Source organism: Candidatus Thiodiazotropha sp. CDECU1, assembly GCF_963455295.1.
Classification (GTDB): Bacteria; Pseudomonadota; Gammaproteobacteria; order Chromatiales; family Chromatiaceae; genus Thiodiazotropha.
Genome location: NZ_OY734020.1, coordinates 1,684,711 through 1,699,655, shown reverse-complemented (window position 1 = coordinate 1,699,655; position 14,945 = coordinate 1,684,711). Strand labels below are relative to the sequence as shown.

Sequence of the window (14,945 nt, the reverse complement as noted above, 5' to 3'; positions counted from 1 at the left end):
CTGATCCGAGTCACTAAATGCGTAAAAAAACACTCTCTTACATCAAGTAATAGACAGTTCCAAAATTCCCGTATGGGTCCGGTTCACCCTACGTTTTTGATGTGTAAATCTTGATCGCTATCGGTATCACTTTTCGTTATTTTGTCTTGGTTGAGGATTACCCTTGGTTTCATCATTTCCTCCATGACATAGGTCAATCCAATCTTGATTGAGGGTCTAAACTTAACCAGTAATGGCACCGACTCCACCAGAGATGCTGCAAATTCTAATATCAATAGCTACCATGAAGATTAGATAAATGATGTTTCGCAAGCAGTCAGTTTCAACTCCATAACGACACGATGATTTCGCTCTCCACATGAATAAAAATCCCACGCAGCACGTACTCACTATTGTATTTATCTATGCTGTACTCTCTGCGATCTGGATCCTCTCCTCTGACTGGCTGATCGAAGTAGTTACCAGTTCACCGAGGCAACAGGCCCTCGCTAATACCCTCAAAAGCTGGTTGTTCTTACTCATGAGTTCCCTGTTACTGTATTGGTTGATACAGCGCCTACAAGGAATCAAAGAGGCGCCACAGGAGAGTTTGCTGCATGGTATAGGTCCTATCTGGCTACCGGCATTGTTAATAGCACTCTTTGTAATACCCCTGACAATCACCCTTGTTTATTCGACTATCCAAGAAAAAAAGACATCTGAAATTAGTCGTCTGCAGGCTATTTCTGATCTAAAATCTGAATATGTGTACAATTGGCTTGAAGAGCGTCACCAGGATTTACGCTTCATTCAATTCAACTCTGCCATACCCACAGCCTTTCAAAACTGGCGCCAGAATAGTGATCAAAATGCCTTTCATCTGCTTAGTGAACAGTTGCAAGAGATAGCGCATATCGGCGAGTTCGAGGGTGTCACACTATTGGATCGAAGCGGTATCAGCCTGTGGAAGAGCACAAACCACCACTCCCAGATAGATGCTGCGGCCATTGAAGCGGTTTTACGCCTGGCAAACTCGGGGGAAGTGGAACATTTTGGGCCCTACAAGGATAGTCAGGGAGAGACGCACCTGGACTTCATCATACCTTTTAGGAAAGAAAAACAGGCAGTAGATTTTGTTCTACTCCTGCACATGGACCCCACCGACCAAATTTTCTCCACCATCAGTGAATGGCCTGTACCAAGCAAGAGCGGCGAGGTGGTACTGTTTCGCCAGGACGGATTAGAGATAGAGTTTCTCAACAATCTGAGACATGCGCCCAACTCAGCTATGCAACTTCGCTGGCCACTCGATGACGAGGTACTGCTGGCGGCACAGTTGGCCCGGGGAGATTGGGCTATGGCGCATGCTGTTGAAGGCAAGGACTACCGCAACGAATCTGTGTTCGGTGTTGGGCGTCGCATACCTGGCACAGATTGGTTCCTATTGGCAAAGATGGACTGGTCCGAAATCTATTACGAAGCCTTACAGGATGCCACATGGATGGGATTTAGCGGATTATTTACGCTGTTGATGGTGATCATTGGGCTCTACCTGTTGCGTCAGCGTCAGCAGCTAGCAGTTGCCAGCGCCACCCACCAGGCACAAGCCGAACGCATCCAGGCATTGAATCTACTTTCCGTCATTGCAGACTCATCTACCGATGCCATTTACGCCAAGGACCTGCAAGGACGCTATCTCTTATTTAACAGGCAGGCTGAGATTTTCACTGGCAAGTCTAAAGATGAGGTGTTGAAGCAGGATGACAGATTTCTGTTTCCACCACATCAGGCAGAGATGGTCATGAATAACGACCGCATGCTCATAGATCAAAACAGGGTCATCACCTTGCATGAGGAGGTGGATACTCAGCTGGGACCCGTTACCTTTCTTGCCACAAAGGGGCCACTGAAAGATGAGAGCGGCGAGGTAATAGGCACCTTTGGAGTGTCCCGTGATATCACGGAAATGCATATGATGGAGCAGGAACTGCGGGAGAAGGAATCGCGTCTTCGCACCCTGTTTCAGACCCTACCCGACCTGATCTGGCTGAAGGATCTTGATGGTGTGTATCTCGCTTGCAATCAAACCTTTGAGCGATTTTTCGGTGCCAAAGAGAGCGACATCCTGGGAAAAACAGACTACGATTTTGTACCTGAAGAACAGGCAGAGTTCTTCCGCGCCAATGACCAGGCCGCTATCGATGCAGGTGAGTCAGTTTCTAACAAAGAGTGGATCACCTTCGCCGATGATGGCCATCGCGCCCTGTTACTGACCACTAAATGCCCCATCATCGACGAATCTGGCCGGTTATTCGGAGTTCTCGGTATTGGTCGGGACATCACATCCCTTCATCAGACCGAGAAGGCCTTGCGTGAGAGTCTGGAGCATTTCCGCCTGTTCTATGAAAACGCACCCGTGGCCTACGAGTCGCTGGATCGAAATGGCAATATAATCGATGTCAATCCCTCATGGTTGGAGTTATTGGGCTTTGATGCTAGTGACCGCGAGCAAGTCATCGGCAGGTCCATTACCGACTTCATCATAGCCGAGCAACACCCACTTTTAGAAAAGCGCTTCACGGAATTTCTATCAACAGGCAAGGTCGTGGGCAAGGAATATGATCTGCTACGCCGTGACGGCAAGATCATCACTGTCTCTGTGGATGGTCGCACCGGACACGATCCAACAGGTATATTTAAACTGACCCATTGTATACTTCACGATATCACCGAAAGGAAACAGCATGATAGGTATATTGAGGTCCAAGCCCGTCGTGCCTCGATTCTCTTGGGATTGCCCCAGATAGCTGAGGATCTCGACGAAACCTCATTCATGCAACATGCCCTGTCACTGACCCAAAAGTTGATTGACAGCCCTATCGCCTTGATCTATTCAGTTAACCAGGATCAGGAAACCATTAAACTGGTCGCCTGGTCGGAACAGACTCAACAGGAGTATTGCCAATCCATACATGACAAGTCTTACCCCATCGAGGATGCAGGCATCTGGGCCGATGCATTCCGTCTGGGAAAACCCGTTATTTTTAACGATTATCAAGAAGTCACCGAGCAGCAAATGCCGCCCAATTGCCAACTCGCTTTTTCCCGCATTATCAGCCTACCGGTGATTGAAAAAGAGCGTGTAGCCATGCTCGTCGTTGTCGGCAACAATGAACGTGATTACACAGACCTCGATGTAGAGACGACACAACTGATAGCCAATGAGATCTGGCATATCGTACAACGGCGTCGAAGCATGAATGCCCTGACCATGAGCGAAGCCCGATACCGTGAGCTGGTGGATAACATGAGTGACGGGGTGGCGGTCTACGAAGCAGTGGATGATGGTGCGGATTTCATTTTTCGAGAGTACAACAAATCTGGAGAACGCATCGGTAAAAACAAACGGGCGGACACCATCGGTCGTCGAGTCACAGAGGTATTTCCTGGCATTGATTCACTGGGTCTACTGCAGATTTTCAAGCGCGTCTGGCAGAGTGGTAAAGCGGAATCCTTCCCAATTAACCAATATCAGGATAATCGCCTGCAAATCTGGGTAGAGAACTATGTCTATCGACTGCCTGGTGGTGAGATCGTTGCAATCTTCAACGATATTACCGACCGTAAATTAGCTGAAGATGCCTTGAAAAAGAGTGAGGAGCGTTACCGCGGTGTAGTAGAGGATACCCCGGTTCTGATCTGCAGTTTTCTGCCGCATGGTGAAATCACCTTCGTCAACAAGGCCTATTGTGACTATTTTCAGAAAAGTTCTGAAGCACTGTTAGGTAGTAACTTTCTGGACCTGATTCCGAACCGGGATAGAGCAACGGTGAAGAGCCATATCGAAGCCCTGACACCCGATTCACCCACCCAGTCACATGAACACCAAGTCATCTCGAAATCCGGGACAACACGCTGGCAGCGTTGGACGAACCGCGCCCTGTTCACCCCTCAGGGAGAAACCATCTCCTATCAATCCATTGGCCAGGATATCACCGAGCGGAAACTCGCCGAACTCAAGGTCAGCCGACTTAACAACGAACTGGAAATACGCGTCAATGAGCGTACCAAGGAGTTGGAATCGGCCAACAAGGAACTGGAATCGTTCGTCTACTCCGTCTCTCATGACCTGCGGGCACCGCTCAGGGCGGTGACCGGATTTGCCCATATCCTTGTCAATCGCCATCTCGACAGCCTGAATGAAGAGGGTCAACACTACCTGAAGAATGTCCTCGAGGCAGGCAACCACATGGGTATACTCATCGATGACCTGTTGCAATACTCCCGTACCGGGCGCGGAACCCTGCAGATGAGACCCATTGAGCTGGCACCGATCATTGAGGGATTGGAGGTCACCTTTGCCGAACTCATGGAAAACAGCAACGCCCAACTGATCATTGAAAAACCACTCGCGACACCCCTGGGTGATGCCACCTTGATTGGTCAACAGTTCAGCAATCTGATTGAAAATGCCCTGACCTACTATCACCCCGACACTGCACCAGTAATACGCATCACTTCGAAACGTCAGGGTAACCAGGTATTTATCAGGGTTATCGATAATGGCATCGGTATTGCGCCAGAATACCATCAGAAGATCTTCAAGGTATTTCAACGTCTGCATGGTCAAGATGATTATCCGGGCACCGGGGTCGGCCTGGCAATCGTGGCCAAGGCTGCCCGCATGATGGAGGGTGAAGTGAAAGTGGAGTCAACCCTCGGCAAGGGTAGTCAGTTCACGCTTATTCTGCCTGCAGCGGAGATACATTAAGGTGTTTATCTCAAAGCCTTCAATTGACATACTACACATCCTAGATCTAACCACCAGAGCAACAATAAAGGCCAAGGATTATGAGTAATTCCGCCATAATTATGCTGGTTGAAGACAATCGTATGGACATCGAACTAACCCTCGATGCATTCAAGGAAGCAAGGCTTTCCAATCGCATCGAGGTTGCCAATAGTGGTAAGAGAGCACTGGATTACCTTCTCGGTAATGGTGAATTTGCAGACCGAATTAAGCATCCGCTACCCGATCTGATACTGCTGGACCTGAAAATGCCGGGTATCGATGGCTTCGAGGTATTGAAACGCATCAAAGATACACCAAAGATCAAGCGCATACCGGTGGTAGTTCTCACCTCTTCAAAGGAACAGGGCGACCGGGCTCTCTCGTATGACATTGGCGCCAACTCCTACCTGGTCAAACCTGTCGCTTTTTCGGGTTTCATCGATGTGGTCCGCCAGATCGAAGACTATTGGCTGACACTCAATGTTGGAGCACCAATGTCAGAAAGTAATTCAAGCTGAACCTGATATGGCGCTACAGGTATTAATAGTCGAGGATCTGCCCTACGATGCCGAGTTGATGGCGCTTAGGCTCAGGGATGATGGTTTTGACCTGGACTACACCCGGGTACAAGGGGAAGTCGCCTTTCTTGAAGCCTTAGCAAATCAGCCTGATCTGATTCTGTGTGATTGGCACCTCCCCCAATTCAGTGGTCAACGAGCCCTCTCTCTACTCCGACAACAGAATCTCGATATCCCATTCATCATCGTCTCCGGCGGTATTGGTGAAGAGGCTGCCATCGATGCCCTGCGACAGGGTGCCAACGACTATGTCTTAAAAGACCGGCCCGCCAGGCTGGGTGAAGCAGTAAAACGTGCTCTGATCGATCAAAAACTGAGAGATGCGCACCGAATTGCCGAGGAGAAGCTACGCCTTGCAGATCGGGCCTTCCAAAATACTGCGGAAGGCATCACGGTGACCGACGTTGATGGAAATATAGTCTCGACCAATCCAGCCTTTGAAGCCATCACCGGCTATTCCAATGAGGAGGTAATGGGCCAGAATCCTCGACTCCTGAAATCGGGTCATCACGAAGACTCATTTTATAGAGATATGTGGAACACATTGTTAAAGACCGGGCATTGGCGAGGAGAGATCTGGAACCGCCGTAAAAACGGCGATGTCTTTCCGGAATGGCTCACCATCAGTACGGTCAAGGACAGCGATGGCGATATCACCCATTACGTAGGCGTCTTCACCGATATTTCCCAGATCAAAGAGGCGCAGGATCAAATCAACTTTCTTGCCCATCACGATGCCTTGACCCAACTGCCCAATCGCGCCCTGTTCCGGGAACGATTCCAACATGCACTGATGCATGCTCGGCGCGAGCACAACTCCATTGCACTGCTGTTTCTCGATCTGGATCGTTTCAAGACAGTCAATGACACCCTTGGACATCCGGTGGGTGATGAAGTGCTTCTTGAAGTCAGTCGACGCATGAATCGAATCATCCGAGCCAGCGACACCCTGGCGCGGCTGGGTGGGGATGAGTTCGTGCTGCTTCTGGAAGAACAGACCGATGCTCAACATGCCGTGGTGGTAGCGCGTAAATTAATTGACCTGTTTTCCAAACCAATGATCATCAGCGAGCATGAACTGGTGGTGACGGCAAGTATCGGTATCACCCTCTATCCCAATGACGGTGAGGATCCGGATATGCTCATCCGGCATGCCGATCGGGCCATGTACGAAGCCAAACAACAAGGCCGCAATACCTACCGCTTCTTTACCCGGGCCTTGAGCGAGGGTGCTTTGGAGCGGCTGGTGATGGAGAATGACCTGCGTCGGGCGATAAGCCGTAACCAACTGATGCTGCACTATCAACCTATTGTGAATCTGCAAACACAGCAGTTACATGGGATTGAGGCACTGGTTCGATGGCAGCACCCTAAACAGGGCCTGATAGCCCCGGGTCTCTTTATCGAGCTTGCCGAAGAGATCGGTATCATCGGAGAGATCGGTCAATGGGTCCTGCGCTCAGCCTGCAATCAGCTCGCCAGTTGGGACAGGGATAATTTCAAGGTGCCTCGCATATCGGTCAACCTGTCGGTACAGCAGATTGATCGGGAAGGCCTGGTCGACTTGGTATCAGAGGAGCTTAAGAACAGCGGCCTATCCCCGGAACGGCTGGAACTGGAGGTGACCGAGTCGATGTTGATGCGCAATCCTGATTTGAGTCGTGCTGTGCTCACTGAGCTCAGGACCATCGGAGTGAAATTTGCCATCGACGATTTCGGTACCGGCTACTCGAACCTGGCCTATCTTAAACTACTCCCCCTGGACCGCCTCAAGATAGACCAATCCTTTGTCCAGGATATCGGTCAGGATGCCAATGACGAGGCAATCGTCCGGGCCATCATCGCCATGTCGAAAAGCCTTGGCCTGGAAGCAGTTGCCGAAGGGGTGGAGAAATCCAGCCAGGCAGATTTTCTGCTCAAATCTGGCTGCGACCTTTCACAGGGCTATCTCTACAGCCGCCCACTACCTGCGGAAGAGATCCTTAATAACTGGGCTCAAGCTGAAAACGCTAAGTCCATCTAGAGCACTTTCTTGATCAATCAATCCAATATGAATATCACCCGAGGGGCTCATATTCGAATCAGGCATGGGCATAAAAAAAGCACTCAGGGCTAACCATAAGTGCTTGTTTTCATTGGTAGGCGCGATTGGAGTCGAACCAACGACCTCTACCATGTCAAGGTAGCGCTCTAACCAACTGAGCTACGCGCCTTTAAGACGGCGCATCATACAGGCTGCTCCGTATCCTTTGCAACCCCGATCATGGCCTGCAAGACTCAGGGTAGTTAACCATTGCGCAGGGTTCCAGACACGGGGAAATCGAGATCGGTTCAACGTGATCCGCTAAGCGGCATAAAGGAGACGGGTAAGAGTCGGGTTTTTATGATCGCCCCGGAAGGGTCTTTCTTCACCAGGATCAGATCCTGACTGTAACTCCGTTCCCCAACCGGTAGCACCAGGCGCCCTCCGGGTGCGAGCTGTTCGACCAGCGGGTGCGGTATCTGCTCCACGGCTGCAGTCACAATTATGGCATCGAAGGGTGCCATATCCGACCAACCGTAGTAACCATCGCCCACCTGGAAAGATATATTGTTATAGCCCTCTTTTTCCAGGCGACGGCGGGATTTTTTAGCCAATTCCGGAATGATCTCGATGCTATAGAGATGATCGACCAGTTCAGCCAACACAGCGGTCTGGTAGCCCGACCCTGTACCCACCTCGAGTACATTGTCACCACGTTTAGGGGCCATAAGATCGGTCATCAAGGCAACGATGAATGGCTGTGAGATGGTCTGGCCCTTGCCGATAGGCAGTGGACTGTTGTCGAAGGCATGGGGCCGAAGGGATTTGCTGACGAAGCGCTGCCTGGGCACTCGTCCCATGGCTGCCAAAACATGGTCATTGAGGTGGTCCAGACCCGACATGCGACAGGCATAGTTTGCCTCCGCCTGGATATCACTGAGCATACCTTGTACATCGCCCATAATCGCTACTACCTGACGCAGTCTCTATGTCTGTTTAAGCCACTAACAGAATATTTGTTTAGAATGAATTTAATTCTAGAAGAAAGTTGAGAGAAATAAAGTATTTAATTTAAATACTTTATATTTCCCTTGTAAATATTGGTGAATCTTGCCTGTGGCTGCGCATCGCTCCCCGGCGAGCAGCTACACCACCAGCCCCCTATCCTGCAGATGTTTGATCTGGTCACGAATCTTGGCTGCCTCCTCAAATTCAAGATCCTGGGCATGGCGATACATCTGCTGCTCCAATTGCTGGATGCGCTTCGCCATCTGGGTTGGCGACAGGCCGGCATACTCCAGCTCCTCCTCCGCCACCCTGGCATAACGTTTGGCACTCACCTGTCCTCCCGGATAGGCGGATTCCATAACGTCCGATATCGATTTCAGGATCGTCTGCGGTGTAATGCCATGGGCCTGGTTGTACTCTATCTGCTTTGCCCGGCGTCGATTGGTCTCATCGATCGCCCGTTCCATTGACCCGGTAACATGATCCGCATACAGGATTGCCATACCATTGGCATTCCGCGCGGCACGACCGATGGTTTGAATCAGGGAGCCCTCCGAGCGCAGAAATCCTTCTTTGTCCGCGTCCAGGATGGCCACCAGGGAGACCTCCGGCATATCCAGCCCTTCACGCAACAGATTGATGCCCACCAGGACATCGAACTCTCCCAGGCGCAGGTCACGAATGATCTCCACCCGCTCCACCGTGTCGATGTCGGAGTGGAGATAGCGCACCCGTACATCGTGATCACCGAGATAGTCGGTGAGATCCTCCGCCATGCGTTTGGTCAGGGTGGTCACCAAGACCCGCTCATTTTTTGCCACCCGCAGACGTATCTCGGATAGCAGATCGTCGACCTGGGTGCTCGCCGGCCTGACATCGAGCTGGGGATCGACCAGCCCGGTGGGACGCACCACCTGCTCGACAATGGCACCCGAGTGATCGATCTCATAGTCCCGGGGGGTCGCACTGACATAGATGGTCTGGGGTGAGCGATACTCGAACTCCTCGAAGCGCAGTGGCCTGTTGTCGAGCGCGGAAGGAAGCCGAAAGCCATACTCCACCAGTGTCTCCTTGCGCGATCTGTCACCCCGGTACATACCGCCGAGCTGCGGGATGGTGACATGACTCTCATCCACCACCAGCAAGGCCTCATCCGGCAGATAGTCGAACAGGGTCGGGGGTGGCTCGCCGGCTGCCCTGCCCGAAAGATAGCGTGAATAGTTCTCGATGCCGGAACAGTAACCCAGCTCGGTGATCATCTCGATGTCAAAGCGGGTGCGCTGATCGAGGCGTTGCGCCTCCACCAGCTTGTTGGCCGAATCCAACTGCCTGAGTCGCACCTGCAGCTCCAGTTTGATCTCATCGACCGCCCGCATCAGCGTCTCCCTCGGTGTCACATAGTGACTCTTGGGGTAGACCGAGTAGCGTGGCACCTTGCGTTTGATCTCGCCGGTGAGCGGATCGAACACGGAGAGATTCTCGATCTCGTCATCGAACAGCTCCACCCGCAGCGCTTCGGCATCGGATTCCGCGGGGTAGATGTCGATCACCTCACCGCGTACACGAAACGTGGCCCGATGCAGCTCCACGTCGTTGCGCTTGTACTGCAGCTCCGCCAGGCGGCGAAGGATGGCCCGCTGATCGATGATCTCGCCACGACTGAGGTGTAACATCATCCCCAGATAGGCGCGTGGATCTCCCAGACCATAGATAGAGGAGACCGTGGCCACGATGATCGTATCCGATCGTTCCAGCAGGGCCTTGGTTGCAGAGAGCCGCATCTGCTCGATATGGTCATTGATGGAGGCATCCTTCTCAATGAAGGTATCGGAAGCCGGGACATAGGCCTCAGGTTGATAGTAGTCGTAGTAGGAGACAAAATACTCCACTGAATTGTCGGGAAAGAACTCCTTGAACTCCCCGTACAACTGGGCGGCCAGGGTCTTGTTGGGTGCCAATATGAGGGTTGGACGCTGTAATTTCTGTATCACATTGGCGATGGTAAAGGTCTTGCCGGAACCGGTGACCCCCAGCAGGGTCATGCCCGCTTCACCGTCTCTCAGACCCTCATCCAGACGCCTGATGGCCTCCGGTTGGTCCCCTGCCGGGGAAAAATTTGCAGTTATTTTGAACGCTTTGCTCATTAGGGGATTCTTCATCGTGCCTGAATTGGCTATTATGACATCCCGACAACGCCATCACCGAATGGCTTTTTTAACCAACCCGTCGATCAGCCGCTTCGCTGATGTTTGAGAACCAGGGATAAAAACAGTAATGAATGCACAACTCTCCAGTCGCGTACAAGCCGTCAAACCCTCTCCCACTCTTGCTGTAACCGCTCGCGCCGCCGAGATGCGGGCCGCAGGAAAGGATGTCATCGGACTGGGTGCGGGAGAACCGGACTTCGACACACCAGACCACATCAAGGCAGCCGCCATCAATGCCATCAATGATGGCTTCACAAAATATACGGCTGTCGATGGCACGCCGGCCCTGAAGCAGGCGATCATCGACAAGTTCCAACGCGACAACGGATTCGACTACGCGATGGATCAGATCCTTGTCTCCTGCGGCGGTAAACAGAGCTTTTACAATCTGGCCCAGGCCGTCCTCGATCCAGGTGACGAGGTGATCATCCCCGCTCCCTATTGGGTATCCTACCCCGACATGTCGATTCTGGCGGGTGGCGTACCGGTACTGGTCTCCGCGGGTGCCTCGCAGAATTTCAAGATCAATGCCCAGCAGTTGGCGGCCGCGATCACTGAAAAGACCAAGCTGTTCGTCATCAACAGCCCATCCAACCCCACCGGCATGGCCTACAGCCGAGAGGAGCTGGTAGCCCTGGGTGAGGTATTGAAAGAACACCCGAGAGTGCTGATTGCCACCGATGATATGTACGAACATATCCTCTGGCCCGGCAACAGCTTCGTCAACATACTCAATGCCTGCCCGGAACTGAAGGATCGCATGCTGGTGTTGAACGGGGTCTCCAAGGCCTATTCCATGACCGGATGGCGCATCGGTTATGCCGGTGGGCCCGCGGATATCATCAAGGCGATGAAAAAGATCCAGTCCCAGAGCACCTCGAATCCCACCTCCATATCGCAGGTGGCGGCACAGGCGGCCATCGAAGGTCCACAGGAGTGTATTCAGGAGATGTTGACCGCCTTCAAGGCACGCCACGATTATGTAGTGGAACGTCTCAACGGCATGCCCGGCATCGACTGTCTGCCCAGCGATGGCACCTTCTACTGCTTCCCGAATGTGGAAGGCGCCCTCGCCTCCATCGACGGTGTCAGCAACGATCTGGAGCTTTCGGAGTATCTGATCACAGACGCCGGCGTCGCCCTGGTGCCGGGCACCGCGTTCGGGCTCTCAGGACATGTCCGCATCTCTATCGCCACCAGCCAGGAAAACCTGGAAAAGGCCCTTGACCGAATAGAAGGCGTACTAAAAACCTGATACTCGCGACTATTTAGGCCGTATAGCGGAGGGTACTGGATGTGCCCTCCCGCAATCTCCAAGGAGGGAGACAAGCATGCAATCAACCCCGGCTCAATCTCATTGCCGATCTTTCGGATTCACCCTGCTCGAGTTAATCGTCACCATGAGCATCGTGGTAATTCTGCTCGGCATGGGTATTCCCGCATTTCGCGCTTTGACCGCAAAGAACCTGCAAGCGAGCGAAATCAACAGCTTTGTTCACCATTTCCATCTCGCCCGCTCCCTGTCGATCACCAATCAGACCCACCATGTACTCTGTCCCAGCCGGGATGGTGTGAGCTGTACAAACAGCGGGGAGTGGGGCCAGGGATATATCCTGTATGAAGACTCCAACCCGAACAGAACCCGGGATCAAAACGAGCAGTTGCAATCCGTACATCGGCCGAACCAAGAGATGGCTATCGACATAGCGTCCAGCCAACACCGCAGATTTGTCGTGTATGGGGGAGATGGGCGGCCCAGCGGCTATAATCTAACCCTCACCTTTTGCGATCCCAGCAGCCAGATACCACCCAAGGCAGTGATCCTAAGCAACCTGGGACGGGTCAGAGTATCCGGCACCCGCTGGGACGGTTCAGCACTCAGCTGCGGGGGGGATATTTAAGGCCGAACTATTGACGCTAAGGCCCAGTCTCATTATTATGCGCCCCTCTTAAGCAATTCCCCGGTAGCTCAGTCGGTAGAGCGGGTGACTGTTAATCACTAGGTCGGCAGTTCGAGCCTGTCCCGGGGAGCCATACAAATCAAGGGCTTACATCATACGGTGTAGGCCTTTTTCTTTTTATCCCATCCTGAAGCTGGTATTCGGAGGCTGTGAATACAACTAGCCATATTCTATTGGCTAGCACCAGTTTCCATGCCTAGGAGATCGCAAATAGCACTTGTTCTGACCACTTGGGCAAAGCGATCGAGTTACCCACTTGAGGATTGAGTCCAACACTATCCCGACAATGAGAGCACTGAATACAGATAGAGATTCTTTAGGAATCTATGTCGGAAAATTTAACAGCCCATTTTGACACTAAATTCCATCTCTTTGATTTCGCTATATATTCATGCATGGGTATAAATATTGCACCAATATAACAATACCCTTCCACTTCACAAAGGTGAGTAACGACTAATTCAAATAAACGTAATCCAACAATAGCGGTATTTAGTGTGTTCTCATAATTATGTTTAACTATTACACTTTTGAAGGACCGATTCTCAATCTGGATGATAACTCAGGCCTTCTTGCTCAAGCTGGTCTATCTGCCAGTGACAAGATCCGATACACCTTTCTAATCAATCGTGAATTGGAAGGCACTCGTATAAAAGGTGACGGATCTACTTTCACCTATGATAATGACAGACTCAGAGTCTATTTTTTCACCAATCTCATCAGTGGCAGTAGAATCCAAACACTGAATCAATATCACTCCCTACAAAATGACTCGGTTGTTACCTACAATCGTGGCTTTGAATCGGACAGGCGGTTCGACCTGCTCTCAGGCTCAAACAAGCATTATGTCAATGTCTGGGGAATATCGATCAATGATTGGCCGAGCGGTCCAACATTGCATGGCCTTGAGTGTGTATATGGCAAGAATAGGAAAAAATCCGTCATATGCTCAAAACTCTCGCTTATATCTATCGCGGATTTCTATTCTCTTCCCATCGAAAATAATAAATCATCAAATATCGGGGCAAGCGGCCTGCAAGAATATTTTCAATCCTGACACGCCTCCCACTGTTAACCGATTCAATCGGGCCCAATCAAAAACCCACTAATATTTAACACCGTCACGTTATCAAAGACTTGTATTGATTATGTGATGACAATCAGTCGTTCGGACCGGAGTCCATAGCTAAGTAAACTGTTTTTATATATCAAAACTAATTATTAGATATATAAAGAGATTTAAAGCATGGATTGATCATTATTAATGCGTGAATGACCGTATATACTGTATTTTATAGATCTATATAAAAGGTTATCGATTTAAGTTGCGAGAAGGGTGTTGTGGACCGCTCAATACAAATTGAAATTGATGCCAGGACCGTTGAGCAAGCCAATCTCTGTAAAGATTGTCATCGCTGTATAAATAACCCCGATTTCCATCTTTGCAGCATTGATTATGTGGCAGCGGATGGCGCCGTTCTTTTCGTATTCAGTGATCAGTGTAAAAAGTGCCCTTATAAGGTCTCTTTTGGTAGTGGCTCAGTCTGTGGATGTCCCGTACGAAGAGAGATCATGGCCAAGTATGGAATTTAATTCCGCACCCTCTGCCAATGTCATCGAAGTTGATAACCTCTATTCGAGGACATTTCTTTTATCTATCTGCACATTGAATCCCATGCTAGCCCATGGAGTGTGCCCGGATTTCGAATGACGCCATAAAAGTGCTTACTATGCTGATTAAGTGCACTGATCTTTAACTACAGAACCGATTAATCCTGTATCGACAACTTCTCTTTGTTTGCACCAGGATTGGGCGAAATAGAGTTAACCTGAGTTACCGATGTCAGAATAAGACTATTTTATTTACTACTTAATAATGTGGGGCTATCAAGTTAATGATTTTGCGCTATGATTTCGACAGGGGACACCACTACCAAGCAACGGCATTGCCTTAACATGACGATAAATCTGTCATCCCCTGGATAGTGGTAAATAGTTATATTTTGGGAAAAAAACATGCACGATGATAAGCGATTAGGGAAGGGACCAATACCAATATCTCCAGAAAGATATATCAACGAGAAACAGGTGGATGGTCTTTCAATACTAAAAAAGTTCGGCTGGAAATTGATCTGCATCAGAAGGCCTTCAGATGGAACCAGCACAACACTGATGAAAAATGGCCAGGCCAAGGAGATTGGCATATTGGGTGAAGATGGCATTCTCAGGGTCAACCCGGAAATTCAGATACGCCAATCCCGTAAGCACGAATAACAAATAGCGTATATCTACCTGGAGGGTGGCAATAGCTGGGCCGGAAGGCCATATGCCTGCTGACTGGCGTCAACAAAACGACATAAAAGAGTAATAATGCGATGTACCTAATTTAGGGTAAAA

The 14,945-nt window shown here is 50.5% G+C and carries 9 protein-coding genes and 2 tRNA genes; 8 read left to right on the top strand and 3 right to left on the bottom strand.

Annotation, left to right across the window (positions count from 1 at the left end; all coding sequences use genetic code 11):
* The first annotated feature begins 358 nt into the window (after positions 1–358).
* The 3 genes from R2K28_RS07725 (at position 359) to R2K28_RS07715 (ending at position 7,372) form a co-directional block, all read left to right on the top strand.
* The gene (locus tag R2K28_RS07725) at positions 359–4,750 is read left to right on the top strand and encodes a PAS domain S-box protein (protein ID WP_316368924.1); all 4,392 of its coding nucleotides are present in this window, start codon (positions 359–361) and stop codon (positions 4,748–4,750) included.
* A gap of 80 nt (positions 4,751–4,830) precedes the next feature.
* Positions 4,831–5,289 carry a response regulator gene (locus R2K28_RS07720; RefSeq protein ID WP_316368922.1) on the top strand — a complete coding sequence of 153 codons (459 nt, stop codon included), beginning with the start codon at positions 4,831–4,833 and terminating at the stop codon, positions 5,287–5,289.
* Positions 5,290–5,296: 7 nt separating this feature from the next.
* Positions 5,297–7,372, top strand: a complete 2,076-nt coding sequence (locus R2K28_RS07715; RefSeq protein ID WP_316368920.1) for a putative bifunctional diguanylate cyclase/phosphodiesterase — start codon at positions 5,297–5,299, stop codon at positions 7,370–7,372.
* A gap of 113 nt (positions 7,373–7,485) precedes the next feature.
* On the opposite strand, the gene R2K28_RS07710 is transcribed toward R2K28_RS07715, so the two are convergent.
* From R2K28_RS07710 to uvrB, 3 genes are all read right to left on the bottom strand, one after another.
* Positions 7,486–7,562, bottom strand: a tRNA-Val gene (locus R2K28_RS07710).
* 118 nt (positions 7,563–7,680) lie between these two features.
* On the bottom strand, positions 7,681–8,334 hold the full coding sequence (locus tag R2K28_RS07705) for a protein-L-isoaspartate(D-aspartate) O-methyltransferase (protein ID WP_316368918.1): 654 nt from the start codon (positions 8,332–8,334) through the stop codon (positions 7,681–7,683).
* Positions 8,335–8,517: 183 nt separating this feature from the next.
* A complete protein-coding gene (uvrB, locus tag R2K28_RS07700) occupies positions 8,518–10,524 on the bottom strand; it encodes an excinuclease ABC subunit UvrB (protein WP_116447409.1) in 2,007 nt (668 codons plus the stop codon).
* Positions 10,525–10,654: 130 nt separating this feature from the next.
* On the opposite strand from uvrB, the gene R2K28_RS07695 reads away from it, so the two are divergent.
* From R2K28_RS07695 to R2K28_RS07675, 5 genes are all read left to right on the top strand, one after another.
* The gene (locus R2K28_RS07695; protein ID WP_316368916.1) at positions 10,655–11,842 is read left to right on the top strand and encodes a pyridoxal phosphate-dependent aminotransferase; all 1,188 of its coding nucleotides are present in this window, start codon (positions 10,655–10,657) and stop codon (positions 11,840–11,842) included.
* A gap of 76 nt (positions 11,843–11,918) precedes the next feature.
* Positions 11,919–12,488, top strand: a complete 570-nt coding sequence (locus R2K28_RS07690; RefSeq protein WP_316368914.1) for a GspH/FimT family pseudopilin — start codon at positions 11,919–11,921, stop codon at positions 12,486–12,488.
* A 57-nt stretch (positions 12,489–12,545) separates the two neighbouring features.
* A tRNA-Asn gene (locus tag R2K28_RS07685) sits at positions 12,546–12,621 on the top strand.
* 438 nt (positions 12,622–13,059) lie between these two features.
* Positions 13,060–13,605 carry a hypothetical protein gene (locus R2K28_RS07680; RefSeq protein ID WP_316368912.1) on the top strand — a complete coding sequence of 182 codons (546 nt, stop codon included), beginning with the start codon at positions 13,060–13,062 and terminating at the stop codon, positions 13,603–13,605.
* Positions 13,606–14,564: 959 nt separating this feature from the next.
* Complete coding sequence (locus R2K28_RS07675) at positions 14,565–14,822, top strand: hypothetical protein (RefSeq protein ID WP_316368911.1); 258 nt, start codon at positions 14,565–14,567, stop codon at positions 14,820–14,822.
* Positions 14,823–14,945: the final 123 nt, after the last annotated feature.

What these genes read in the sequence shown, in the direction of transcription:
- R2K28_RS07725 (WP_316368924.1), top strand. Translation starts at nt 359, where the DNA reads ATGAATAAAAATCCCACGCAGCACGTACTCACTATTGTATTTATCTAT.
- R2K28_RS07720 (WP_316368922.1), top strand. Translation starts at nt 4,831, where the DNA reads ATGAGTAATTCCGCCATAATTATGCTGGTTGAAGACAATCGTATGGAC.
- R2K28_RS07715 (WP_316368920.1), top strand. Translation starts at nt 5,297, where the DNA reads ATGGCGCTACAGGTATTAATAGTCGAGGATCTGCCCTACGATGCCGAG.
- R2K28_RS07705 (WP_316368918.1), bottom strand. Translation starts at nt 8,334, where the DNA reads ATGGGCGATGTACAAGGTATGCTCAGTGATATCCAGGCGGAGGCAAAC.
- uvrB (WP_116447409.1), bottom strand. Translation starts at nt 10,524, where the DNA reads ATGAGCAAAGCGTTCAAAATAACTGCAAATTTTTCCCCGGCAGGGGAC.
- R2K28_RS07695 (WP_316368916.1), top strand. Translation starts at nt 10,655, where the DNA reads ATGAATGCACAACTCTCCAGTCGCGTACAAGCCGTCAAACCCTCTCCC.
- R2K28_RS07690 (WP_316368914.1), top strand. Translation starts at nt 11,919, where the DNA reads ATGCAATCAACCCCGGCTCAATCTCATTGCCGATCTTTCGGATTCACC.
- R2K28_RS07680 (WP_316368912.1), top strand. Translation starts at nt 13,060, where the DNA reads ATGTTTAACTATTACACTTTTGAAGGACCGATTCTCAATCTGGATGAT.
- R2K28_RS07675 (WP_316368911.1), top strand. Translation starts at nt 14,565, where the DNA reads ATGCACGATGATAAGCGATTAGGGAAGGGACCAATACCAATATCTCCA.